Below are 24,001 nucleotides of genomic sequence, written 5' to 3' on the forward strand. Positions count from 1 at the left end.
GGTCCGCGTGGCCGTCCTGAGGGGCGATCAGCCCTTCATGACCTTGGCGAGCGCCGCGTTGAACTGGTCCACCGTCAGCGGCGGGTTCTCGCTGCCCTCGGCGGTCAGGGTCTTGCCGTCCATCTTCAGCGTCGGGGTGCCCTTGACCCCGCTCTCGTCGAAGGCCTTCGACATCTTCATCGCCCAGGCGTCGAAGGTGCCGTCCTCGACGTTCTTCTTGAACTCGGCGTTGCCCTTCAGGGCCGGCACCGAGTCCGCGATCTCCAGGAGGTAGGAGTCCTTGGCGAACTTGTCCTGGCTCTCCTCCGGGTGGAACTCGGTCGAGTACAGCGCCTCCTTGTACTTCAGGAAGGCGTCCCCGCTCACGTTCAGCGCGGCGCCCAGCGCCGACAGGGCGTTCTTCGAGCCCTCGCCCTGGTCGGAGTTGTCGATGAAGGTGGCGCCGATGTACTTGATCTTGTACTTGCCGTCGGCGACGTCCTTCGCCACGGTCGCGCCGACGCCCTGCTCGAAGGTCGCGCAGACCGGGCAGCGGGAGTCCTCGTACAGCTCCAGGGTCTTCTTGGCCTCGGGCTTGCCGACGACGACCGTGGTGCCGTCCGTGCCCTCGGTGTTCTTCGGGGCCGTGACGTTCTTCGCGTCCGCGGCCGCCTCCCACGCGGAGGGCTTGTTGGACTGGACGATGGCGAAGCTGATGCCGCCGACCACCGCGAGGGCGGCGACCGCCGACACCGCGACGACGACCTGGCGGCGCGCCTTGTCCTTCTTGGCCTGGCGCTCGCGCTCCTCGCGCAGCCGCTCGCGGGCTGCCGCCTTGTTGGCCTGGCTGTTGCGCTTGCTCATGATCGTGATCTCCGTGACGTGCAGAAGGGAAGAAAGGGCGAAAGGACCGCGTGCTGGCTCAGACGAGGGCGAGCGCCGGCGCCGAGGCGCGCCGGGAGCCCGCGGAGCACGGCGGTCCACGCCGTCCCACGGAGTGCACGAGCAGCCGGGCCCGCGACCGGCGGAGCCGGTCCACGGGACGCCCGGCGCGCCGCGGGGCCGTCCCCACGACGCGGAAGAAGGCCGCCACGAGCAGCAGCGGCCGGAAGGCGAGGGCCACGGCCGCCCGCAGCAGCCGGGCGAGCGCCCGCTCCCCGCCGCGCAGCCAGGAGGCCGCCGAGAGCCCGACCGCCACATGGGCGGCGAGCAGCAGCCAGGGCACCGCCGGATCGGGGGAGCTCAGCAGCGCCGCCGCGGTCCCGCTCCCCGGGGCCGCCACGCCGGGCAGCGGGGAGCCGAGGGCGCCGCCGCACAGCGCGTCGAAGCCCACCGCCCGCAGCGAGCCGGTGACGGGGCCGCCGGCGGCCCCGTAACAGGCGGCCTGACCGCTGGTGAACAGCGTGTCGGCGGCCAGCTCCAGCGGGACGAGCAGCCCGGCGATCGGGCCGAAGCCGCGCTCCCGCCCGGCCAGGGCGTAGGCCACGGCGAAGACGCCGGCCGCGACCGGGACGACCGTCCCGAGCGGCAGCGGCACCCCGGACAGGAGCACGTGCGAGGCCACGGACAGCGCCACGACCAGGGTCGTGAAGATCGCCGCCCGTAGGGCTCTCAGCTGAGTGCTTGCCATGTCCATCGCCGTGGAAGTGTGTCATGCCCGGCCGTAAGACGTCCCTAAGGCCGAGCTGTGAAAACCCGCCGGACGGCCCCGCCCGCCCCTACAGCCCCGGGATGCGCCCGTTGCGGAAGAGGTCCACGAAGATCTGGTGGTCGGCCCGCGCCCGCGCGCCGTACGCGTGCGCGAAGTCCACCAGGAGCGCCCCGAAGCCCTCCTCGTCGGCCGCGATGGCCGCGTCGATGGCCCGCTCCGTGGAGAAGGGCACCAGCGACTGGCCGCTGGAGTCGTCCGCCGCCGCGTGCATGGCCGCCGTGGCCCGCCCGAGGTCGGCCACGGTCGCCGCGATCTCCTCCGGGTCGTCGATGTCCGACCAGTCCAGGTCCACCGCGTACGGCGAGACCTCGGCGACCAGCTGCCCCGCGCCGTCCAGCTCCGTCCAGCCGAGCCAGGGGTCGGCGTGCGCCTGGAGGGCCCGCTGGGAGATCACCGTGCGGTGGCCCTCGTGCCGGAAGTACTCCCGTACCGCCGCGTCCGTCACGTGGCGCGACACCGCCGGCGTCTGCGCCTGCTTCATGTAGATGACGACGTCGTTCTCCAGGGCGTCGCTGTTGCCCTCCAGGAGGATGTTGTACGAGGGGAGGCCGGCCGAGCCGATGCCGATGCCGCGGCGGCCGACGACGTCCTTCACCCGGTACGAGTCCGGGCGGGCCAGGCTCGACTCCGGCAGGGTCTCCAGGTAGCCGTCGAAGGCGGCCAGGACCTTGTAGCGGGTGGCGGCGTCCAGCTCGATCGCACCGCCGCCGGAGGCGAAACGGCGTTCGAAGTCGCGGATCTCCGTCATCGAGTCCAGCAGGCCGAAACGCGTCATCCCGCGCGCGTCCCGCAGGGCGTCGAGGAGCGGGCCGCCGGCCGTGTCCAGCGTGAAGGGCGGGATCTCGTCGTCCTTGGCGCCGGTCGCGAGCGCGTGGATGCGTTCCCGGTAGGCGGCCGCGTAGATCTGCACCAGCTCGGTGATCTGCGCGTCGCTGAGCGCCTTGGTGTAGCCCAGCAGCGCCAGGGAGGCGGCGAGCCGCTTGAGGTCCCAGGTGAAGGGGCCGACGTAGGCCTCGTCGAAGTCGTTGACGTTGAAGATCAGGCGCCCGTTGGCGTCCATGTACGTGCCGAAGTTCTCGGCGTGCAGGTCGCCGTGGATCCACACCCGGCCGGTCCGCTCGTCGAGGTACGGGCCGGCAGGCATGCTCCCGCCCACCCGCCCGGCGCTCTCGTGCTCCAGGTCCTTGTAGAACAGGCAGGCCGTGCCCCGGTAGAAGGCGAAGGCGGAGCCGGCCATCTTGCGGAACTTGACCTTGAAGGCGGCGGGGTCGGCGGCGAGCAGCTCGCCGAAGGCGGTGTCGAAGACGGCGAGGATCTGCTCACCGCGCTCGGTCGCGGTGGGCTGGGGAACCGACATCGAAGGTGCCTCCTGGTGGGCGATCCGGCACGAAGAGTGGCCGAAAGTGGTGCGTGACAAATGGGGACAGGTGTTCCCTGTCTCCCAACGCGCGACGGTACCGCCGAGTGCCCCGGTGTTGTCGGTCGGGCGTCGTAGACTTCCACGCTGTCCCCCCAGAAATTCATCGGAGGCATCCCACCGTGACCCGGCCGCCCTTCACGCACCTCCACGTCCACACCCAGTACTCCCTGCTGGACGGTGCCGCGCGGCTGAAGGACATGTTCAACGCGTGCAACGAGATGGGCATGACCCATATCGCCATGTCCGACCACGGCAACCTGCACGGGGCCTACGACTTCTTCCACAGCGCCAAGAAGGCCGGCGTGACGCCGATCATCGGCATCGAGGCCTACGTGGCCCCGGAGTCCCGGCGCAACAAGCGGAAGATCCAGTGGGGCCAGCCGCACCAGAAGCGGGACGACGTCTCCGGTTCCGGCGGTTACACCCACAAGACCATCTGGGCGGCGAACGCCACCGGACTGCACAACCTCTTCCGGCTCTCCTCCGACGCGTACGCCGAGGGCTGGCTGCAGAAGTGGCCGCGGATGGACAAGGAGACCATCGCGCAGTGGTCGGAGGGCCTGATCGCCTCCACCGGCTGCCCCTCCGGCGAGCTGCAGACCCGGCTGCGCCTCGGCCAGTTCGACGAGGCCCTGAAGGCCGCCTCCGACTACCAGGACATCTTCGGCAAGGACCGGTACTTCCTGGAGCTGATGGACCACGGCATCGAGATCGAGCGCCGGGTCCGCGACGGGCTCCTGGAGATCGGCAAGAAGCTCGGCATCCCGCCGCTGGTCACCAACGACTCGCACTACACCTACGCGCACGAGGCCACCGCCCACGACGCCCTGCTGTGCATCCAGACCGGCAAGAACCTCTCGGACCCGGACCGCTTCAAGTTCGACGGCACCGGCTACTACCTGAAGTCCACCGACGAGATGTACGCGGTCGACTCCTCGGACGCCTGGCAGGAGGGGTGCCGCAACACCCTCCTGGTCGCCGAGCAGGTCGACACCGCCGGCATGTTCGAGGCCAAGAACCTCATGCCGAAGTTCGACATCCCGGAGGGCTACACCGAGGTCACCTGGTTCCGCGCGGAGACCATGAGGGGCATGCACCGCCGCTTCCCCGGCGGCATCCCCGAGGACCGCATGAAGCAGGTCGAGTACGAGATGGACACCATCATCTCGATGGGCTTCCCGGGCTACTTCCTCGTCGTCGCCGACTTCATCATGTGGGCCAAGAGCCAGGGCATCGCCGTGGGCCCCGGCCGAGGCTCCGCGGCGGGCTCGATCGTCGCGTACGCCATGGGCATCACCGACCTCGACCCCATCCCGCACGGACTGATCTTCGAGCGCTTCCTCAACCCCGAGCGCATCTCGATGCCCGATGTCGACATCGACTTCGACGAGCGTCGGCGCGTCGAGGTGATCCGGTACGTGACCGAGAAGTACGGCGCCGACAAGGTCGCCATGATCGGCACCTACGGCAAGATCAAGGCCAAGAACGCGATCAAGGACTCCGCCCGCGTCCTCGGCTACCCCTACGCGATGGGCGACCGGCTCACCAAGGCCATGCCCGCCGACGTCCTCGGCAAGGGCATCGACCTCGACGGCATCACCAACCCCAGCCACCCGCGCTACAGCGAGGCCGGCGAGATCCGGGGGATGTACGAGAACGAGCCGGACGTCAAGAAGGTCATCGACACCGCCAAGGGCGTCGAGGGCCTGGTCCGGCAGATGGGCGTGCACGCCGCCGGCGTGATCATGTCCAGCGAGCCCATCGTCGACCACGCCCCGATCTGGGTGCGGCACACCGACGGCGTCACCATCACGCAGTGGGACTACCCGCAGTGCGAGTCGCTCGGCCTGCTGAAGATGGACTTCCTCGGCCTGCGCAACCTCACGATCATGGACGACGCCGTCAAGATGGTGAAGGCCAACAAGGGGATCGAGCTCGACCTCCTGGCCCTGCCGCTCGACGACCCCAAGACCTTCGAGCTGCTCCAGCGCGGCGACACCCTCGGCGTCTTCCAGTTCGACGGCGGGCCCATGCGGTCCCTGCTGCGCCTGATGAAGCCCGACAACTTCGAAGACATCTCCGCCGTGTCCGCGCTCTACCGCCCGGGCCCGATGGGCATGAACTCGCACACGAACTACGCCCTGCGCAAGAACAAGCAGCAGGAGATCACCCCGATCCACCCCGAGCTGGAGCAGCCGCTCGAAGAGGTGCTCGCGGTCACCTACGGCCTGATCGTCTACCAGGAGCAGGTGCAGAAGGCCGCCCAGATCATCGCCGGCTACTCGCTCGGCGAGGCCGACATCCTCCGCCGCGTCATGGGCAAGAAGAAGCCCGACGAGCTGGCGAAGAACTTCACCATCTTCCAGGCCGGCGCCCAGAAGAACGGCTACAGCGACGAGGCCATCCAGGCCCTGTGGGACGTGCTGGTCCCCTTCGCCGGCTACGCCTTCAACAAGGCGCACTCCGCCGCGTACGGACTGGTCTCCTACTGGACCGCCTACCTCAAGGCGAACTACCCGGCCGAGTACATGGCGGGCCTGCTCACCTCGGTCAAGGACGACAAGGACAAGTCCGCCGTCTACCTGAACGAGTGCCGTCGCATGGGCATCAAGGTGCTCCCGCCGAACGTCAACGAGTCCGAGTCGAACTTCGCCGCCCAGGGCGACGACGTGATCCTCTTCGGCCTCACCGCCGTCCGCAACGTCGGCTCCAACGTCGTCGAGTCGATCATCAAGACGCGGAAGAGCAAGGGGAAGTACTCCTCGTTCCCCGACTTCCTCGACAAGGTCGAGGCCGTGGTCTGCAACAAGCGGACCATCGAGTCGCTGATCAAGGCCGGCGCCTTCGACACCATGGGCCACACCCGCAAGGGCCTCGTCGCCCAGCACGAGCCCATGATCGACACCGTGGTCGCCGTCAAGCGCAAGGAGGCCGAGGGGCAGTTCGACCTCTTCGGCGGCATGGGCGAGGAGGACAGCGACGAGCCCGGCTTCGGCCTCGACGTCGAGTTCTCCGACGTCGAGTGGGAGAAGGCCTACCTGCTCGCCCAGGAGCGCGAGATGCTCGGCCTGTACGTCTCCGACCACCCGCTCTTCGGTCTCGAGCACGTGCTGTCGGACAAGACCGACGCCGGCATCTCCCAGCTCACCGGCGGCGAGCACGCCGACGGCGCCGTGGTCACCATCGGCGGCATCATCTCCGGCCTCCAGCGCAAGATGACCAAGCAGGGCAACGCCTGGGCCATCGCCACCGTCGAGGACCTGGCCGGCTCCATCGAGTGCATGTTCTTCCCGGCCACCTACCAGCTGGTCTCCACCCAGCTCGTCGAGGACACGGTGGTCTTCGTCAAGGGCCGGCTCGACAAGCGCGAGGACATCCCCCGTCTGGTCGCCATGGAGCTGATGGTCCCCGACCTCTCCAACGCCGGGACCAACGCGCCGGTGATCCTCACCATCCCCACGGTCAAGGTCACCCCGCCGATGGTCAGCCGCCTCGGCGAGATCCTCAAGCACCACCGCGGCAACACCGAGGTCCGCATCAGGCTCCAGGGGCCGCGCTCCACCACCGTGCTCCGGCTCGACCGGCACCGGGTCCAGCCCGACCCGGCGCTCTTCGGCGACCTGAAGGTGCTGCTCGGACCCTCCTGCCTGGCCGGCTAGGCGCCTGCCGCACAGGCCGCACACGCGCAAGGGGCGCGCCCGTCGTCACGGGCGCGCCCCTTTGCCGTGGATCCGTCAGTTGTGCCCGAAGCGCTTCTGACGGCCCTTGCGTGCCATGTCACCAGGCGTGACCTGGGTGGCGCGCTGCTCGGCCTGGGATTCCATCGCGGTCGCCTGCGCCTGCTGCTGGCCGCGCTCGGCCTGCGAGCCACGCTGCTGACTGCGGTCCTGCTTTCGGTTCTTGGCCATGGGGATGATGCCTCCTCAAGGGGGTCTGGGGGCCAGGGCCGCTGTCAGACTCACATACGCCAGGAACCGCCGCATTTTGGATCATTACGGACGGTAATCGGGGTCTCCGAGTGAGATCCGCCACGCCGATGATCCAGTTCCGGACCTCTACGCCAGCGCCGTCGGGCAGACTCGGAGCAACCTTGAGCACTTCCGATCCCGAGGTTCCCGAAAGAGGGTGGAACACGTGGACCGCTGCGTCGTCCTGGTGGACGCCGGCTATCTGCTGGGCGCCGCCGCCAGCCTCCTCGCCGGGGAGCCGGCCCGCTCACGGATCACGGTCGACCACGCCGCGCTCATCCGGCAGCTGCGCGACCGCGCCGAGGCCGACACCGAGCAGCCGCTGCTGCGGATCTACTGGTTCGACGGCGCGCCCGACCGGGTGCCCCAGCCCGAGCACCGCAGACTGCGCGTCATGCCCCGGGTCACCGTCCGGCTCGGCGCCCTGACCCGCAGCGACGGGCGCTGGGCGCAGAAGGGCGTCGACGCGGCCATGCACACCGAGCTCACCGAACTCGCCAGGAACCGCGCCTGTTCCGACATCGTCCTCGTCACCGGCGACGGCGACCTGCTGCCCGGACTGATGTCCGCCAAGGAACACGGGGTCGCCGTCCACCTCTGGGCCGTCCAGGCCGCCGACGGCGACTACAACCAGTCGGAGGACCTCGTCGCCGAGGCCGACGAACGCCGGGTCCTCGACCGGGCCTGGATCACCCGGGCCGTCCGCGCCAAGGACCTCAGCGGCCTCTGCGCCCCGCCTCCCGTGCCCCGCCCCGAGATCGCCGCCATCCTCTCCGCCCCGCTGCCCGAGTCCGCGCTCGCCGCCTCCGCCGAACGCGCCGCCGCCGAACGGGCCTCCGTCGAACGCGCGGCCGCGGCCGCGCACAACGGGGCCGCGCACAACGGGGCCGCGCACGAGGGGGCCGCCCACGGCGGGGCCGCGCGTGCCGAGGCCGGCGCCGCCGCGGACACCGAGGCCGTCAACGGCGCCGCCATCCCCGCGCCCGCCTCCGCCAAGGCCGTCCCCACCCCCAAGGACCTCGCCGCCCTGCGCGGGCCGGCCGCCCCCACCGCCCCGCACCCGGCCGCCACCCTGCGCTGGTCCTCCGACAGGGGATGGATCGACCGGCCCGCCGCCCCCCTCGGCGAACCCGCCGAGACCGCCTCCCTGCCCACCCTCGCCCAGCTCACCAGCGCCGAGCAGCGCTGGGCCGACCGCGAGGAGGACATCACCACCGTCGGCGGCGACCCCTACGAGGTCGGCCAGGTCTTCGCCCGCCGCTGGCTCGACCGGCTCCCCGAATCCGGCCACGTCCAGAAGCTCGCCGCCATGTACCCGCGCATCCCGCACCGCATCGACGGCGAACTCCTCCGCTACGCCGCCCGCTTCGGCCTCCTCGCCCACAAGGACGACCAGATCGACGAGCACGACCGCTACGCGATCCGGGCCGGCTTCTGGCGCGAGATCGACGTCCACGCCGCCGCACAACACGCCCCCGCGCCCGAGGAGAGCCGGGGGACCCCGTAGGCTCATCCCTCGTGAGTACGGTGTGCGTGGTGCGGGATCTGGTCAAGACGTACCCCGCCACACGCGGCAGACGCGGAGCCCCCGCGACCCCCGAGGTCCGGGCTACCGACGGGATCAGCCTCGATGTGAGCGGCGGCGAGATCTTCGGCCTGCTCGGACCCAACGGCGCCGGCAAGTCCACCCTGGTCCGCCAGCTGACCGGACTCATGCGCCCCGACTCCGGCTCCGTCCGGATGCTCGGCCACGACCTGGTGCGCCACCCCGAGCGCGCCGCCCGGCTGCTCGCCCACCTCGGCCAGGAGTCCACCGCCCTCGACGAGCTCACCGTCGCCCTCGCCGCCGAGACCACCGCGCGGCTGCGCGGACTCGGCGCCCGCGACGCCCGGGCCGAGCGGGACGCCGTGCTCGACGAGCTCGGCCTCGCCGAGATCGCCGGGCGCCCCCTGAAGAAGCTCTCCGGCGGCCAGCGCCGGCTCGCCTGCGTCGCCGCCGCCCTCGTCGGCGAACGGCCCGTCCTCGTCCTCGACGAGCCCACCACCGGCATGGACCCCGTCGCCCGCCGCGCCGTCTGGGCCGCCGTCGACCGGCGGCGCGCCGAACGCGGCGCCACCGTGCTGCTCGTCACCCACAACGTCATCGAGGCCGAGACCGTCCTCGACCGCGTCGCCGTCATCGACCGCGGCCGGGTCATCGCCTGCGACACCCCCGCGGGACTCAAGGAACGGGTCGCGGGAGAGGTCCGGGTCGAGCTCGTCTGGCGCGAGCGGGCGCCCCTGGACGTCCCCGAGGTCGCCGCGCTGCGCCCCTCCGCCCAGGAGTCGGGGCGCCGCTGGACCCTCCGGCTCGCCCCGGACGAGGCCCGTGCCGCGGTCGCCGCCGTCACCGGCGGGGCGGCCTTCGCCGCCCTCGACGACTTCACCCTCGCCACGCCGAGCCTGGAGGACGTCTACCTGGCGCTCGGGGGCGAGAACCGGGGGCTGGTGAAGGCGTGAAGCGTTCGTCGCATACCGTGGCGCGTCCGCCGGCACTCGATTCCTCGCCGTCGGTCGTGTGCCTGTTCGCGGTCGTGTACCTGTCGTCCGTCAGGAGCTGTACGAGTTGAGCACCCTGCCCGCGGAGGCCCTGCCCGCCGCCGCCCTCGGCGACCGCCCGGCCGGGGACGTGGACGACCACGTCGCCGCCCCCCTCGCCCCCCGCGCCCGACTGCTGCCCTCGCTCGCCGCCGTCTACCGCGCGCAGCTCTCGCGCGCCCGGGTCTCCCGGATCCCGCTGCTCTTCGTCGCGACCTTCCAGTCGATCGGGATCATGGTCCTGATGCGGGGGGTCGTGGACGGCGGCTCGGAGGCGCGGGCCGTGGTGGCCGGCTCCGCCGTCCTCGTCGTGGCCTTCGTCGCGCTCAACCTGCTCGCCCAGTACTTCGGGCAGCTGCGGGCCGGCGGCGGGCTCGACCACTACGCGACCCTGCCCGTGCCGCCCGCCGCCGTGGTGCTCGGCGCGGCCGGCGCCTATGCCTCCTTCACCGTGCCCGGGACCGTCGTGACCGCCGTGGCCGGTTCCCTGCTGTTCGGGCTGCCCCTCGGGCACCTGTGGATCCTGGTCGCCGTCGTGCCGCTCTCCGGCGCCGCCCTCGCCGGGCTCGGCGCCGCGCTGGGGCTGCTCGCGCCCCGGCCGGAACTGGCCACCCTGCTCGGTCAGCTGGGCATGTCGGCGGCCCTGCTGCTCGGCGTGCTGCCGCCCGAGCGGCTGCCCGGGCCCATCGGCTGGGCGCGGGACCTGCTGCCCTCCACGTACGGGGTGGAGGCCCTGGCCCGCACCTTCGACGCGCGGCCGGACTGGGCCGCCGTCTGTCTCGACCTCGCGGTCTGCGGGGCCGTCGGTCTCGTCTCGCTCGCCGTCGCCACCTGGGCGTACCGTCGGGCGGCGGTCCGCTGAGGCGGCGCACAGCCGCACCTGGCACGATGGCGTCGTGACCGCACCTCTGACTCCGCCCCACCAGCCGCCGAACGACTCCCACTGGCCCTCGCCCTATCCCGCGCAGGCCGAACCGGACGGCGCCCCGAGCACCGGCACCGAGCTGCGGCAGGCCGCCGTGGTGGCCGCCGGCTCCGGGGTCGCGGGGGTCCTGCTCGGACTGCTCTGGCTGTGGCTCGCGCCGCGGGTCACCCTGATCTCCGACGGCAAGGCGGTCTTCCTGCGCAACAGCGAGGGGGAGGCGGCCATCGGCATGGACGGGACGTTCGTCCTGCTCGCGCTCGGGTTCGGCGCCGTCGCCGCCGGGATCGTCTTTCTCGTTCACCGGTACGGGGGGATCGCGCTCGTGCTCGGGCTCGCCCTCGGCGGCGTGCTCGGGTCGCTGCTCGCCTGGGGCGTGGGGGTCTGGCTCGGGCCCGAGCGCGATGTCGTCGCCCACGCCAAGGCGGTCGGACCCAACGTCGACTTCCAGGCGCCGCTCGAACTCAACATGGCGGCCGCGGCCATGCTGGCCTGGCCCATCGCCGCGATGATCGTGCACCTCGCGCTGACCGCGCTCTTCGGGCCTCGTGATCCCGAGCCCGAGGACGAGGCCTGGCCGCCGTTGCCCACGGCCTGAGGCCGGCCTTTCCGTGCCGTGTGCGCCCTCCTCGGCGCCCGCTCCCGTCTCTGTTCGGCCTCAGGCTCTGCCGATGGGGGCCAGGACCGCGTTCGTGAGGGTCGCCAGGTCCTGGGGGGACAGCTCCACCTCCAGGCCCCTGCGGCCCGCCGAGACGCAGATCGTGGTGTGCTCCTCGGCCGAGCTGTCCAGGACCGTGCGCAGGCGCTTGCGCTGGCCCAGCGGGGAGATGCCGCCGCGGACGTAGCCGGTCGTGCGCTCGGCCGCCGCCGGGTCCGCCATCGTCGCCCGCTTGCCGCCCACCGCCGAGGCCAGCGCCTTCAGGTCCAGCTGGCCCGCCACGGGGACCACCGCCACCGTCAGCTCGCCGTCCACGTCCGCGACCAGGGTCTTGAAGACCCGGGTGGGCGAGACGCCCATCGCGTTCGCCGCCTCCTCGCCGTACGACGGGGTCGCCGGGTCGTGCTCGTAGGAGTGGAGGGTGTGGGGGGTGTTCGCGGCCGTCAGGGCCACCGTGGCCGGGGTGCCGCCGGTGTTCTTCTTCTGCTGCTTCTTCGCCACGGGGGCTCCCGTCAGTTCGGGCTGGTAGGCGTGCGGGTCAGCTCCACCGCGGGCAGGGACGGCAGGTGGCGCAGGACCGCCGTCTCGGCGCGCAGCAACGACAGCTCCTCGCGCAGCCGCGTCGCCGTGTCCGGGGCCTGCAGCAGCCGCTGCTTCGCCGGGGTGTCCAGCACCGCTGCCGCCGCCACCAGGTAGGAGACGACGGAGGGGTCGTCGGGCAGTTCGCTCGTCGTCAGGGAGCGCTCGCGGGCCCCGGCCAGCCGCTTCTGGTAGTTCCTGAAGGCGCGCAGGACGCCCTCGGCCAGGGTGCCCGCCTCGTCGCCCTGCTCCTCCGGGATCTCCTCCAGCTCGGCCGTCAGGAACGGGCCGCTGGCGTCGACCGACAGCAGCTTCACCCGGGTCGTGCCGGTGGCCATCACCTCGAAGCCGCCGTCCGGGCGCTCCCGGATCTGGGCCGCGTCGGCGATGCAGCCGACCCGGTGGAAGGCCTGGATCGGGTCCGGGCCGAATCCGGCCGTCGGGCCCTTCTCCGGCAGCGCCGTCTGGTCCGGCAGGCCCGGCGCCGTCGGCGCGACCTCCCGGCCGTCCCGGATCGCCACGACCGCGAAGCGCCGCGGCTCGGAGTCGTCGGTCTTGAGCAGCTCGCGCATCATGGCGCGATAACGCTGCTCGAAGACGTTCAGGGGCAACACGAGGCCCGGGAACAGCACCGCGTTGAGCGGGAAGAGGGGCAGGCGAGCGGTGGTCACAGCGGTCAAGCGTAGTGGCCGGGCGAGCCTTCACCGTCGGCCCGGTCGGGTTTCCCCTCCGCGGACGCCCGCCCGGGGCGCCCCGCGCGCAGCCGGGTGCGCCGGGCCACCTCGCGGACCGTGGTCGTCCGGGCCTCCAGGAAGGCGTTCAGCGGGTCCTCCGCCAGGAGGGTCCAGGGGAAGGAGGTGGCGTGGGTCCCGATCCGGGTGAACTCCGCCAGGGCGTCGTGCGGGCGGGACCGCCCGACGAGGACGTGTACGAGGAGGTTGCGCACCTCCGCCGGCCACGGGTCGCCCGCCGGGAACTCCGCCGACAGGGCCAGCGCCCGGTCGGCCGCCGCGTCGACGCGGTCGGCGGCCACTCCGTGGCCCGGGCCCGCGAGCAGCTGGGCGAAGGCCGCCCGCACCGGCAGGGCCTGGACCAGCGAGCCGGGCAGCGCGTCCTCCGCGGCCTGCTCGGCGAAGTCGAAGCACTCGGGGTGCGAGCCGTACCACTGCGCCGACAGGTACTTGAGGGCGGCCACGTGGCAGCCGTAGTGGTGCGGGGCGCGGCGCACCGCCTGCTCCCACAGGGCCTCGAACTCCGTGTGCCGGGCGTGCGTGCCGCGCGCGTGGTCCAGGGCGAGCCGCCACGGCACCGGGTCGCGCGGGGCGGCCTCGGTCGCCGCCTCGATCAGCGGCCCGAGCTCGCGCAGCCGCTCCGCCCTGGCCGGCGACTCCCAGGCCCGGCGTACGGCGAGTTGTGCCGTGACGAGGAGGGCGTCCGGGTCGTGCGGGGCGGCCGCGAGCCAGTGCCGCAGCCACCCGTCCCTGCTGTACGCGAAGGTGCTCAGCCGCCTGACGTAGCGGTCCCGGTCCTCCCAGTCGGCGGCGTCCCGGGTGGTGGCGAGGAGTTTGGCGGCCGGTTCCGGGTCGGCGAGGGCGGCGGCGACGAGGGCCGGCGCCAGCCTCGCGTCCGGCGCGTCGAGCAGCACGTCGTCGTCCGGCGGGAGCCCGGCGGCCAGGCGCGGGGTGTGCCGGACGCGGCGGGCGGTGCCGATCAGGGCGCGGAGCAGTGACATCGTGCGAAACATTCAAAACCGCAGGTGAGGGCCGCGCCAGTGGGGGACTGTGAAGACTTGGTGGCGGCCGGAAGGTTGTTCTGAAGGGGGTCAAGACAGCGTAAAGAAAGGGGGTGGGTGGTGACTCTCCGGCCTCGTGGGCCCCGGCCCTTCCGGCTGTCAGCCGCGTCTCAGGAGGCGCGAGGCTCCCGTCGCCACCGTCGTCGCCAGCACCCAGCCGAGCAGGATCAGCACCGTCGACGCCCACTGCCAGAAGCCCTCCATCCGCCAGTAGCCTGCCTGGCCGAGGTCGATCACCGGGAGCAGCACGTCGAGCGCGTAGAGGGTGGCGCTCCACTTCGGCGCCTCGCCCGGTTTCAGCGCCACCGGGTCGTAGTGCGAGAAGGCGTACGCCCCGGCCGCCCACAGGACGGCCATCCACAGGGCTGCGCGCCCCGGGCGGTAGCCGTAGGCCACCGCCAGGTCCTGGACGTAGCCCCAGAGCTTTCCGGCCACCGGCAGGGTCTCCCGGCGCCGCCGCTGCTTGGCGAGCAGCACCTCGCGCGCGTCGGCGTCCTCCCCGCTGTTGCGCAGCACCGTCGCCAGGCGCTCGTACGGCTCCGGCGCGTACTCCGGGGTCGCCGCCGCGACCCACTCCAGGCGCCGGCTGAGCGGGAAGTGCCCGTACGGCACGAGGGTCTCGTAGACGAAGCCGCTCAGCGCGAGGCCGCCCGGGCCCGGCCAGCTCGTGGAGAGGTCGATCAGGGTCACCACCTTCGCCCCGTTGAGGACGACCCTGCCCTCCTCGGGGCGCTCGCCGTTGAAGCGGAGCTCGGGCGTGACGATGCGGCGCAGCGACAGCTCCTCGCGCCGCGAGCCGTCCAGCAGGAAGCGGGCGTAGTGCAGGTCCACCGAGTCCCCGAAGCGCCCGTCGTCGAGCCGGACCCCGCCGTGGCACTCGACGGGCTTGCGCCGGGCGCCCTGGGCCGGGGTCACCCCGTACGGCGGGGTGGCCGTGGAGTTGCCCGAGGCGTCGTACACCCAGGCCGCGTTCAGATAGAGCGTGCGCTCGACCGTCAGCTGCGGCGCGTTCAGCGCGCGGCGCTGCTGGGCGCCGCGCAGCACGCTGCCCCGCAGGCTCAGCGACACGCCGACCTTGGCCCCGCGCAGGCTCAGTTCCCCGTACGTCTCGATCAGCTCGGCCTGGAGGTCCTGGGCGACCACCAGGCCGTCCGCCGTGATCGCCCGGCCGCGCCGGTCCGGCCACACCCGGATCTGGTTGATCAGCAGGTCCGTGCCGATCTGGGCGTCCGTCAGGCGGATGCCCCGCTCCACCCGGCAGCGCGGCAGGTGCAGGTCGCCCGCCGTGTGCAGGCGCGCCGCCTCCAGCCGGGGTATCGCGCACTCGATGATCCGCAGCGTCCCGAAGTGGGCCTCGGGCAGCACCACCTCGCCGTCGAAGCGGCAGCCGTTCAGCTCCACGTACGGCCCTATCGTGCCGCCCGCCAGATTGAGCACCCCCGTGATCCGCGCCCCGCGCAGCTTCAGGGCCGCGACGCGCCCGGACCGGGCGGGCGGTCCGTCGAGCAGCAGCTGCGCGACCACCTCGGCCCGCACGCTGCGCTCCTCGCCCCACACCACCTGCCGGTCGAACGGATCGTCCCGCTCCGCCATCCCCTCCCTGAGATCACACGCCTTGCCGATCCTGAACGCCCTCCACATGAACCGCTCCGGGCCGGTCAGGCCCTCCGGCACTCCGTCGTCCACGCGCGGCTCGGTCACTGCCGCCCCCTCGCTTCCCACGATTCCGCATCCCCGGATTCGTACAGCCGTTCTTCCCGCTGAGTGACGGACTGAACGCTAACGGTCAGGAGTGGCGACAAGACGCCAGAGTGGCCCGTATCAGCCAGTGATACGGGCGTCCGGGGCTGTGGGGCGTCTGCGAGAATTGACCCGTGATCTCTCGAATCGATCTGCGCGGCGCGGCCCTCCCCGAGGGTGCCGCCCTGCGTGACCTGCTGCCCCGTGCCGAGTTCGACGTGGAAGCCGCCCTGGAGAAGGTGCGGCCGATCTGCGAGGACGTCCGGCATCATGGCGCCGCAGCGGTGATCGACTACGGGGAGAAGTTCGACGGCGTCCGCGTCGAGAGCCTGCGCGTGCCCGCCGAGGAGCTCACCCGCGCCCTCGACGAGCTCGACCCGGCCGTCCGCGCCGCCCTCGAGGAGTCCATCCGCCGCGCCCGCCTCGTCCACCGCGAGCAGCGCCGCACCACCCACACCACCCAGGTCGTGCCCGGCGGCACGGTCACCGAGAAGTGGATCCCCGTCGAGCGCGTCGGCCTCTACGTGCCGGGCGGGCGTTCGGTCTACCCCTCGTCCGTCGTGATGAACGTGGTCCCGGCCCAGGAGGCCGGGGTCGAGGGCATCGCCGTGTCCTCGCCCCCGCAGAAGGAGTTCGGCGGCCTGCCGCACCCGACCATCCTCGCCGCCTGCGCCCTGCTCGGCGTCGACGAGGTCTACGCGGCCGGCGGCGCCCAGGCCGTCGCCATGTTCGCGTACGGCACCGACGGCGGCTCCGACACGCCCGGCTGCGCGCCCGTCAACCTGGTCACCGGGCCCGGCAACATCTACGTCGCCGCCGCCAAGCGCCTCCTCAAGGGCCGCATCGGCATCGACGCCGAGGCCGGCCCCACCGAGATCGCGGTCCTCGCGGACTCCACCGCCGACCCGGTGCACGTCGCCGCCGACCTGATCAGCCAGGCCGAGCACGACCCGATGGCCGCCTCCGTGCTCGTCACCGCGTCCCCGGAGCTCGCCGAGGCCGTCGAGGCCGAGCTCAAGACCCAGGTCGCCGCCTCCAAGCACGTCGACGACCGGATCGTCCCGGCGCTCGCCGGCCGCCAGTCCGCGATCGTCCTGGTCGACGGCCTGGACGAGGGCCTGCGGGTCGTCGACGCCTACGGCGCCGAGCACCTGGAGATCCAGACCGCCGACGCCGCCGCGGTCGCCGACCGGGTCCGCAACGCGGGCGCGATCTTCGTCGGCCCCTGGGCCCCGGTCTCCCTCGGCGACTACTGCGCCGGCTCCAACCACGTGCTGCCCACCGGCGGCTGCGCCTGCCACTCCTCGGGCCTGTCCGTGCAGTCCTTCCTGCGCGGCGTGCACATCGTGGACTACACGCGCGACGCGCTCGCCGAGGTCGCCCACCACGTGGTGACCCTCGCCGAGGCCGAGGACCTGCCCGCGCACGGCGCCGCCATCAAGGCCCGCTTCGGATGGAAGGTGCCCGAGAGCAAGTGAGCGACACGAACGACACCCTCGGGATCGACGACCTTCCGATCCGCGACGAGCTGAAGGGCAAGTCCCCCTACGGCGCGCCCCAGCTCGACGTGCCCGTCCAGCTGAACACCAACGAGAACCCCTACCCGCTGCCCGAGCCCCTGGTGGCCCGGATCGCGGAGCGGGTCGCCGAGGCCGCCCGCGGCCTCAACCGCTACCCCGACCGGGACGCGGTCGAGCTGCGCACCGAGCTCGCCCGCTACCTCACCCGCACCGGCAAGCACCCGGTCGCCATGGCCAACGTGTGGGCCGCCAACGGCTCCAACGAGGTCCTCCAGCAGCTGCTGCAGACCTTCGGCGGACCCGGCCGCACCGCGATCGGCTTCGAGCCCTCGTACTCGATGCACGCCCTGATCGCCCGCGGCACCGGCACCGGCTGGATCTCCGGCCCCCGCAACGAGGACTTCACCATCGACCTCGAGGCGGCCCGCCAGGCCATCGCCGAGAACGCGCCGGACGTCGTCTTCGTCACCTCGCCCAACAACCCCACGGGGACGGCGGTCGAGGCGGAGACGGTGCTCGCGCTGTACGAGGCCGCCCAGGCCGCCAAGCCCTCGCTGGTGGTCGTCGACGAGGCCTACGTGGAGTTCAGCCACCGCGACTCGCTGCTGCCCCTCATCGAGGGCCGCCCGAACCTGGTGGTCTCCCGGACCATGTCCAAGGCCTTCGGCGCGGCCGGGCTGCGCCTGGGCTACCTGGCCGCCCACCCGGCCGTGGTCGACGCCGTCCAGCTGGTGCGCCTGCCGTACCACCTGTCCGCCGTCACCCAGGCCACCGCGCTCGCCGCCCTGGAGCACACCGACACCCTCCTCGGGTACGTCGAGCAGCTCAAGGCCGAGCGCGACCGCCTCGTCGGCGAGCTGAGGGCCATCGGCTACGAGGTCACCGAGTCCGACGCCAACTTCGTCCAGTTCGGCCGCTTCGACGGAGCGGAGGGCTCCCACGCGGCCTGGCGGAAGATCCTCGACCGGGGCGTCCTGGTCCGGGACAACGGCGTACCGGGCTGGCTGCGGGTCACCGCGGGCACCCCCGAAGAGAACGACGCGTTCCTCGACGCGGTTCGTGAGTTGAAGAAGGAGCAGGACGCATGAGCCGCGTAGGCCGCGTTGAGCGCACCACCAAGGAGACGTCCGTCGTCGTCGAGATCGACCTCGACGGCACCGGAAAGGTCGACGTGTCGACCGGGGTCGGCTTCTACGACCACATGCTCGACCAGCTCGGTCGGCACGGTCTGTTCGACCTGACCGTGAAGACCGACGGCGACCTCCACATCGACTCGCACCACACCATCGAGGACACCGCCCTCGCCCTCGGCGCCGCCTTCAAGCAGGCGCTCGGCGACAAGGTCGGCATCTACCGCTTCGGCAACTGCACCGTCCCGCTGGACGAGTCGCTCGCCCAGGTCACCGTCGACCTCTCCGGCCGCCCCTACCTGGTGCACACCGAGCCCGAGAACATGGCGCCGATGATCGGCTCCTACGACACGACGATGACCCGGCACATCATGGAGTCCTTCGTCGCCCAGGCGCAGATCGCCCTGCACGTCCACGTGCCGTACGGGCGCAACGCCCACCACATCGTCGAGTGCCAGTTCAAGGCGCTCGCCCGGGCCCTGCGCTACGCCTCCGAGCGTGACCCGCGCGCCGCCGGAATCCTCCCCTCCACGAAGGGCGCGCTGTAACCGTGAACGGCCTCTCCACCATCCTGATCGTCGTCGGCCTCTTCCTGCTCGGCGGCATCTACTCCTTCGTCAAGCAGAAGATGCCCAAGGGCCTCATCGTGCTGCTCTCCTTCGGCGCGGTCATGTGCCTCGCCGCCGGTCTGCTCCGGCTGGACGTGTGGGCATGAGCGTCGGCGGTCCCAAGAAGGTCGTCGTCTTCGACTACGGCTTCGGCAACGTCCGCTCCGCCGAGCGCGCCCTCGCCCGGGTCGGCGCCGACGTGGAGATCACCCGCGACTACGAGCGGGCCATGAACGCCGACGGGCTGCTGGTCCCCGGCGTCGGTGCCTTCTCCGCCTGCATGGAGGGCCTCAAGGAGGCCCGCGGCGACTGGATCATCGGGCGCCGGCTCTCCGGCGGCCGGCCGGTCATGGGCATCTGCGTGGGCATGCAGATCCTCTTCGCCCGCGGCATCGAGCACGGCGTGGAGACCGAGGGGCTCGACGAGTGGCCCGGCTCGGTCGAGCCGCTGAAGGCCCCGGTCGTGCCCCACATGGGCTGGAACACGGTCGACGCGCCGGAGGGCAGCGAGCTCTTCGCCGGCCTCGACGCCGACACCCGCTACTACTTCGTGCACTCCTACGGGGTGCGCCAGTGGGAGCTGGAGATCGGCAACCCCCACATCCGTGCCCCCAAGGTGACCTGGTCCACCCACGGCGAGCCGTTCGTCTCCGCGGTGGAGAACGGCGCCCTGTGGGCGACCCAGTTCCACCCCGAGAAGTCCGGCGACGCCGGCGCCCAGCTCCTCACCAACTGGATCGGAACCCTGTGACCAGCGCGCTCGAACTCCTCCCCGCCGTCGACGTCCGCGACGGCCAGGCCGTCCGCCTCGTGCACGGCGAGTCCGGCACCGAGACCTCCTACGGCTCGCCCCTGGAGGCCGCCCTCGCGTGGCAGCGCTCCGGCGCCGAGTGGCTGCACCTCGTCGACCTGGACGCCGCCTTCGGCACGGGCGACAACCGGCAGCTGGTCCGCGAGGTCACCGAGGCCATGGACATCAAGGTCGAGCTCTCCGGCGGCATCCGCGACGACGCCTCGCTCGCCGCGGCCCTCGCCACCGGCTGCACCCGCGTCAACCTGGGTACGGCCGCCCTGGAGACGCCCGAGTGGGTCGCCAAGGTCATCGCCGAGCACGGCGACAAGATCGCCGTCGGCCTGGACGTGCGCGGCACGACCCTGCGCGGCCGGGGCTGGACCCGCGACGGCGGCGACCTGTACGAGACGCTGGCCCGCCTCGACTCCGAGGGCTGCGCCCGTTACGTGGTGACCGACATCGCCAAGGACGGCACCCTGGAGGGCCCCAACCTGGAGCTCCTGAGGAACGTCTGCGCGGCCACCGACAAGCCCGTCGTCGCCTCCGGCGGCGTCTCCTCCCTGGACGACCTGCGGGCCCTGTCGGGCCTGGTCCCGCTGGGCGTCGAGGGCGCCATCGTCGGCAAGGCGCTGTACGCGAAGGCCTTCACCCTGGAAGAGGCGCTCCAGGCGGTGGCCGGATGAGCGGGTCCGTGCGCAAGGTCGTGACCGGCGCCCCCTGGGAGGAGCAGTTCGGCTACTCCCGCGCGGTGGAGCTGCCGAACGGGACCGTCCTGGTGGCCGGCTGCACCTCCGTGGTGGGCGGGGCGATCTCCGACGGCGGTCCGTACGAGCAGACCGTCAACTCCTTCAACGTGGCCTTCGACGCCCTGAAGCAGCTGGGCCTGGGCGCCGAGCACGTCGTCCGCACCCGGATGTACATCACCCACGCGCGGGACGTGGACGAGGTCGGCCGCGCCCACAAGGAGCTCTTCGACGCCGTCCGTCCCGCCGCCTCCATGATCATCGTCTCCGGGTTCGTGGACCCGCGGCTGGTCGTCGAGGTCGAGGTGGAGGCCTACCGCCCGGACACCGCCGAGGGGGACACCGCATGAGCCTCGCCGTACGCGTGATCCCCTGCCTGGACGTGGACAACGGCCGGGTCGTCAAGGGCGTCAACTTCCAGAACCTGCGGGACGCGGGCGACCCGGTCGAGATGGCCAAGCTGTACGACGCCGAGGGTGCCGACGAGCTGACCTTCCTCGACATCACCGCCTCCTCCGGCAACCGGGAGACCACCTACGACGTGGTCCGCCGCACCGCCGAGCAGGTCTTCATCCCGCTGACCGTCGGCGGCGGGGTCCGCTCCGCCGAGGACGTCGACAAGCTGCTGCGGGCCGGCGCGGACAAGGTGGGCGTCAACACGGCCGCCATCGCCCGCCCGGAGCTGATCCGCGAGATCGCCGAGCGCTTCGGCCGCCAGGTCCTGGTGCTCTCGGTCGACGCGCGCCGCACCGAGTCGGGCTCGTTCGAGGTCACCACCCACGGCGGCCGCCGGGGCACCGGCATCGACGCCGTCGAGTGGGCGCACCGGGCCGCCGAGCTGGGCGCGGGCGAGATCCTGCTCAACTCGATGGACGCGGACGGCACGAAGGACGGCTACGACACCGAGATGATCGCGGCCGTGCGCAAGCACGTGACCGTGCCGGTGATCGCCTCCGGCGGCGCCGGCAAGCTCGCCGACTTCCCGCCGGCCATCGCGGCGGGCGCGGACGCGGTGCTCGCGGCCTCGGTCTTCCACTTCGGCGATCTGCGGATCGGCGAGGTCAAGCAGGCGCTGAAGGAAGCCGGCCACCAGGTGCGCTGAGCCGGATTCCGTTCGAGGAAGGGCCCCCGGATCCCGGGGGCCCTTCCTTTCGGGAGATGTGCAGGATTATTTGTGCAACTTCTGTTGCGCAAGTTTTCTTTCCTATCTAGGGTTCTTGGCATGACCTCGTCGGAGAACCGCCGGATCACCGATCTCGGCACCCTCAAAGCCATCTCCCACCCGCTGCGGATGCGCCTCTACCGCGCCCTCTTCGTGGCCCGCACCGCCACGGCCTCCCAGCTCGCCGGCCAGGTCGACGAGGCCGTCTCCCTCGTCAGCTACCACCTGCGCAAGCTGGCCGACCACGGCCTCGTCGAGGAGGCCGAGGCCCAGTCCGCCGACGGTCGCGAGCGCTGGTGGCAGCCCAGCTCCTACGGGTTCAGCATCCACGAGGAGGACGTCCGCGACGCGCCCGAACTCGCCGCCGCGACCGTCGCCTTCGGCCGTACCGTCAACGCCCAGCGCACCGAGATGCACGGTCGCTTCCTCGACGAGCGGCACACCTGGCCCGAGGCCTGGCGGAGCGCCGCCATGAGCTCGGAGTGGCTGCCCCGGCTCACCGCCGCCGAACTCGCCGAGCTCGGCGCGGAGCTCGACGCGGTCGTCCGGAAGTACGACGAGCGGGCCCGCGCCGCCGAGGCCGCCGGCGAGACCGAGGGCCGCGAGAACGTCGCCGTCCACCTCTTCGGCTTCCCGTACCGGGGCTGACCCGGTGACCCCGACGACCCCGACGGTCCCCGCGGCCGTCGCCGCCGCCGCGCCCGCGCGCCCCGCCCACCGCGACCCCGACGTGCTGCGCTGGGTCGGCGCCTACACCGCCTCCACGCTCGGCGACAGCATCTACCACCTCGCCCTGTCCTGGACCGTCGTCAGCACCGGCAGCCCCGCCCAGGCCGGACTCGTCCTCGCCGTCGCCGCCGTGCCCCGCGCGCTGCTCATGCTCGGCGGGGGAGTGCTCGCCGACCGGTTCGGGCCGCGGCGGGTCGTCATCGGCTCCGACGCCGTCCGCAGCCTCGTCGTCCTCGGCCTCGCCGCGGCGCTCTTCCTCACCTCGCCCGGCCTGTGGGTGCTCGCCGCGGTCGCCCTCGTCTTCGGCACCGTCGACGCCCTGTTCCTGCCCGCCGTCGGCGCCCTGCCGCCACGGATCGCCCCGCACGACCAGCTGGCCCGGCTCCAGGGCCTGCGCGGCCTCGCGTACCGCTGCGGAGCCGTCCTCGGCGGCCCGCTCGGCGGACTCGCGGTCGCCGTCGGCGGCCCGGCCACCGCCTTCGGGGCCGCCGGAGTGCTCTTCGCCCTCTCGGTCCCCCTGCTGTGCGCGCTCCGGCTCCGCCCGCTCCCCGCCGCCGACGCGGCCCGCGGCGGCACCGCCCTCGGCGAGCTCGCCGACGGGCTGCGGTACCTGCGCGGACACCGGGTCCTCGGCCCGCTGATGATCATCGTGCTGCTCAGCGACCTCGGCTTCGCCGGCCCCCTCAACATCGGCCTCGCCGTCCTGGCCGAACAGCGCGACTGGGGCGCCTCCGGCATCGGCTGGATCCTCGCCGGCTTCGGTACGGGCGCGGGCGCCGCCTCGCTGCTCCTGACCGTACGGGGACACGTGCCGCGCGCCGGGGCCGTCAGCGGCTGGACCATGACCCTCGGGGCCGTCGCGATCGGCGCCCTCGCCTTCACGACGCTGCTGCCCGTGGCGGCCGCCGTCGCCCTCGCCATCGGCCTGTTCGCCGGGCTCTCCGGGGCGCTGTGCAACGCCCTCCTGCAGACCCACTGCGACCCCGGCTACCTCGGCCGCGTCACCGCCGTGGCCGGCCTCTGCTCGCTCGGCCTCGCCCCGCTCAGCTACCCGCTCACGGGCGCGGCGATCGGCCTGTGGGGCCTCGGCCCGGTGTACGTCGTCAGCGCGTCCGTCTGCGCCCTCTCGGGCGTCTACGGCCTCCTCGTCCCGGCCGTCCGCAGGGCGGAGCTGTCGGCATAGGCGGAACTGTCGGCAGGGGCGGAGCCGTCGGCATGGACAGCGCCGCTGTCCGGAGAGGGAGCGCCGCTCGCCGCACGGATAGCGCCGCTCCCTGAACGCGCCGCTCCCTGAACAGGCCGGTGCCTGAACGGGCCGGTCGCTCAGATTCCCAGCTGCTTCGTCTCGTGCAGCCGGTCCACGGCCTCCTGCTCGCCGTCCAGGGACACCTTCGCCGAGTCCTGGCGACCGAACAGGAACATCGTCAGCTCGCCCGGCTCGCCGGAGACCGTCACCACCGGGGTGCCCTTGTGCGCCACCGTCGTCTGGCCGTTCGGGCGGCGCAGCACCAGGCCCACCGGGGCCTTGCGGCCCAGCAGCCGGGCGGACCTCTCCAGACGCGACCAGAGCGCGTCGGAGAAGACCGGGTCGAGTTCGCGCGCCGACCAGTCCGGCTGCGCCCGGCGCACGTCCTCGGCGTGGACGTAGAACTCCACCACGTTCGCGCCCTCGTCCACCTGCTTGATCGTGAACGGCGAGAGCTTCGGCGGTCCCGTACGGAGGAGCTGGATCAGCTCCTCGTACGGCTTCTCGGCGAACTCCGCCTGCACCCGCTCCAGCCTGGCCTTCAGTGCGGGGACCACCGAACCGGCCGCCGCGTCCGGGCGGCGCTCGCGCACCACCACGTGGGCCGCCAGGTCCCGGGTCCGCCAGCCCTCGCACAGCGTGGGGGCGTCCGGGCCGGCCGCCTCCAACAGGTCGGCGAGCAGAAGGCGTTCACGCTTGGCATGGGTCGACATGCTCGCCAGGG

24 protein-coding genes are annotated in these 24,001 nt (G+C 72.4%); 15 read left to right on the forward strand and 9 right to left on the reverse strand.

The features are described from left to right. Positions 1 to 27: 27 nt before the first annotated feature. The 3 genes from ABD981_RS29530 to ABD981_RS29540 all read right to left on the reverse strand — a co-directional run bounded on the left by ABD981_RS29530 (position 28) and on the right by ABD981_RS29540 (position 3,047). Positions 28 to 843: a thioredoxin domain-containing protein gene (locus ABD981_RS29530; protein ID WP_046907016.1), complete on the reverse strand. Its 816-nt coding sequence runs from the start codon at positions 841 to 843 to the stop codon at positions 28 to 30. 58 nt (positions 844 to 901) lie between these two features. Further along, the gene (locus ABD981_RS29535) at positions 902 to 1,615 is read right to left on the reverse strand and encodes a hypothetical protein (RefSeq protein ID WP_046907017.1); all 714 of its coding nucleotides are present in this window, start codon (positions 1,613 to 1,615) and stop codon (positions 902 to 904) included. An 82-nt stretch (positions 1,616 to 1,697) separates the two neighbouring features. After that, positions 1,698 to 3,047, reverse strand: a complete 1,350-nt coding sequence (locus tag ABD981_RS29540) for a DUF2252 domain-containing protein (protein WP_046907018.1) — start codon at positions 3,045 to 3,047, stop codon at positions 1,698 to 1,700. 182 nt (positions 3,048 to 3,229) lie between these two features. On the opposite strand from ABD981_RS29540, the gene dnaE reads away from it, so the two are divergent. Next, positions 3,230 to 6,769 carry a DNA polymerase III subunit alpha gene (gene dnaE, locus ABD981_RS29545; protein WP_046907019.1) on the forward strand — a complete coding sequence of 1,180 codons (3,540 nt, stop codon included), beginning with the start codon at positions 3,230 to 3,232 and terminating at the stop codon, positions 6,767 to 6,769. 75 nt (positions 6,770 to 6,844) lie between these two features. Here the strand turns inward: dnaE and ABD981_RS29550 are convergent, their stop codons facing one another. Further along, the gene (locus tag ABD981_RS29550; protein ID WP_165590919.1) at positions 6,845 to 7,018 is read right to left on the reverse strand and encodes a hypothetical protein; all 174 of its coding nucleotides are present in this window, start codon (positions 7,016 to 7,018) and stop codon (positions 6,845 to 6,847) included. Positions 7,019 to 7,235: 217 nt separating this feature from the next. On the opposite strand from ABD981_RS29550, the gene ABD981_RS29555 reads away from it, so the two are divergent. The 4 genes from ABD981_RS29555 (at position 7,236) to ABD981_RS29570 (ending at position 11,175) form a co-directional block, all read left to right on the forward strand. Continuing rightward, positions 7,236 to 8,585: an NYN domain-containing protein gene (locus tag ABD981_RS29555; RefSeq protein WP_046907020.1), complete on the forward strand. Its 1,350-nt coding sequence runs from the start codon at positions 7,236 to 7,238 to the stop codon at positions 8,583 to 8,585. Between the two features lie 20 nt (positions 8,586 to 8,605). Continuing rightward, positions 8,606 to 9,577 carry an ABC transporter ATP-binding protein gene (locus ABD981_RS29560; RefSeq protein WP_205628142.1) on the forward strand — a complete coding sequence of 324 codons (972 nt, stop codon included), beginning with the start codon at positions 8,606 to 8,608 and terminating at the stop codon, positions 9,575 to 9,577. 130 nt (positions 9,578 to 9,707) lie between these two features. Next, the gene (locus ABD981_RS29565) at positions 9,708 to 10,517 is read left to right on the forward strand and encodes an ABC transporter permease (RefSeq protein WP_046907120.1); all 810 of its coding nucleotides are present in this window, start codon (positions 9,708 to 9,710) and stop codon (positions 10,515 to 10,517) included. A gap of 34 nt (positions 10,518 to 10,551) precedes the next feature. Continuing rightward, complete coding sequence (locus ABD981_RS29570) at positions 10,552 to 11,175, forward strand: hypothetical protein (RefSeq protein WP_046907021.1); 624 nt, start codon at positions 10,552 to 10,554, stop codon at positions 11,173 to 11,175. 60 nt (positions 11,176 to 11,235) lie between these two features. Here ABD981_RS29570 and ybaK read toward each other — a convergent pair whose 3' ends face one another. From ybaK to ABD981_RS29590, 4 genes are all read right to left on the reverse strand, one after another. After that, a complete protein-coding gene (gene ybaK, locus ABD981_RS29575) occupies positions 11,236 to 11,736 on the reverse strand; it encodes a Cys-tRNA(Pro) deacylase (RefSeq protein WP_046907022.1) in 501 nt (166 codons plus the stop codon). Positions 11,737 to 11,747: 11 nt separating this feature from the next. Next, on the reverse strand, positions 11,748 to 12,485 hold the full coding sequence (locus ABD981_RS29580) for an LON peptidase substrate-binding domain-containing protein (protein WP_046907023.1): 738 nt from the start codon (positions 12,483 to 12,485) through the stop codon (positions 11,748 to 11,750). 5 nt (positions 12,486 to 12,490) lie between these two features. Then, complete coding sequence (locus ABD981_RS29585; protein WP_046907024.1) at positions 12,491 to 13,558, reverse strand: hypothetical protein; 1,068 nt, start codon at positions 13,556 to 13,558, stop codon at positions 12,491 to 12,493. Positions 13,559 to 13,705: 147 nt separating this feature from the next. Further along, a complete protein-coding gene (locus ABD981_RS29590) occupies positions 13,706 to 15,307 on the reverse strand; it encodes a hypothetical protein (protein ID WP_046907025.1) in 1,602 nt (533 codons plus the stop codon). Positions 15,308 to 15,480: 173 nt separating this feature from the next. Here ABD981_RS29590 and hisD point away from each other — a divergent pair, with 173 nt between their 5' ends. From hisD to ABD981_RS29640, 10 genes are all read left to right on the forward strand, one after another. Then, positions 15,481 to 16,824 (forward strand): histidinol dehydrogenase, encoded by a 1,344-nt coding sequence (hisD, locus tag ABD981_RS29595; protein ID WP_046907026.1) that lies wholly within the window; start codon positions 15,481 to 15,483, stop codon positions 16,822 to 16,824. After that, positions 16,821 to 17,954, forward strand: coding sequence for a histidinol-phosphate transaminase (locus tag ABD981_RS29600; protein WP_240495166.1), 1,134 nt, complete (start codon positions 16,821 to 16,823; stop codon positions 17,952 to 17,954). The genes hisD and ABD981_RS29600 overlap by 4 nt, the downstream gene beginning before the upstream one ends. Further along, positions 17,951 to 18,544, forward strand: a complete 594-nt coding sequence (hisB, locus tag ABD981_RS29605; RefSeq protein ID WP_046907028.1) for an imidazoleglycerol-phosphate dehydratase HisB — start codon at positions 17,951 to 17,953, stop codon at positions 18,542 to 18,544. The genes ABD981_RS29600 and hisB overlap by 4 nt, the downstream gene beginning before the upstream one ends. Before the next feature lie 2 nt (positions 18,545 to 18,546). Further along, positions 18,547 to 18,711: a hypothetical protein gene (locus ABD981_RS29610; protein WP_046907029.1), complete on the forward strand. Its 165-nt coding sequence runs from the start codon at positions 18,547 to 18,549 to the stop codon at positions 18,709 to 18,711. Next, on the forward strand, positions 18,708 to 19,355 hold the full coding sequence (gene hisH, locus ABD981_RS29615) for an imidazole glycerol phosphate synthase subunit HisH (protein WP_046907030.1): 648 nt from the start codon (positions 18,708 to 18,710) through the stop codon (positions 19,353 to 19,355). Before ABD981_RS29610 ends, hisH begins: the two co-directional genes overlap by 4 nt. After that, positions 19,352 to 20,080 carry a bifunctional 1-(5-phosphoribosyl)-5-((5-phosphoribosylamino)methylideneamino)imidazole-4-carboxamide isomerase/phosphoribosylanthranilate isomerase PriA gene (priA, locus tag ABD981_RS29620; RefSeq protein WP_046907031.1) on the forward strand — a complete coding sequence of 243 codons (729 nt, stop codon included), beginning with the start codon at positions 19,352 to 19,354 and terminating at the stop codon, positions 20,078 to 20,080. The genes hisH and priA overlap by 4 nt, the downstream gene beginning before the upstream one ends. After that, positions 20,077 to 20,490: a RidA family protein gene (locus tag ABD981_RS29625; protein WP_046907032.1), complete on the forward strand. Its 414-nt coding sequence runs from the start codon at positions 20,077 to 20,079 to the stop codon at positions 20,488 to 20,490. Before priA ends, ABD981_RS29625 begins: the two co-directional genes overlap by 4 nt. After that, on the forward strand, positions 20,487 to 21,242 hold the full coding sequence (gene hisF, locus ABD981_RS29630; RefSeq protein ID WP_046907033.1) for an imidazole glycerol phosphate synthase subunit HisF: 756 nt from the start codon (positions 20,487 to 20,489) through the stop codon (positions 21,240 to 21,242). Before ABD981_RS29625 ends, hisF begins: the two co-directional genes overlap by 4 nt. A 120-nt stretch (positions 21,243 to 21,362) precedes the next feature. After that, entirely contained in the window at positions 21,363 to 21,950 is a 588-nt protein-coding gene (locus ABD981_RS29635) for a winged helix-turn-helix domain-containing protein (protein WP_046907034.1), read from the forward strand. A 4-nt stretch (positions 21,951 to 21,954) separates the two neighbouring features. Beyond that, positions 21,955 to 23,214, forward strand: coding sequence for an MFS transporter (locus tag ABD981_RS29640; RefSeq protein WP_046907035.1), 1,260 nt, complete (start codon positions 21,955 to 21,957; stop codon positions 23,212 to 23,214). Between the two features lie 140 nt (positions 23,215 to 23,354). On the opposite strand, the gene ABD981_RS29645 is transcribed toward ABD981_RS29640, so the two are convergent. After that, positions 23,355 to 23,990 (reverse strand): TIGR03085 family metal-binding protein, encoded by a 636-nt coding sequence (locus ABD981_RS29645; RefSeq protein ID WP_046907036.1) that lies wholly within the window; start codon positions 23,988 to 23,990, stop codon positions 23,355 to 23,357. Between the last annotated feature and the right edge of the window lie 11 nt (positions 23,991 to 24,001).

This window comes from Streptomyces showdoensis (genome assembly GCF_039535475.1).
Lineage (GTDB): Bacteria > Actinomycetota > Actinomycetes > Streptomycetales > Streptomycetaceae > Streptomyces > Streptomyces showdoensis.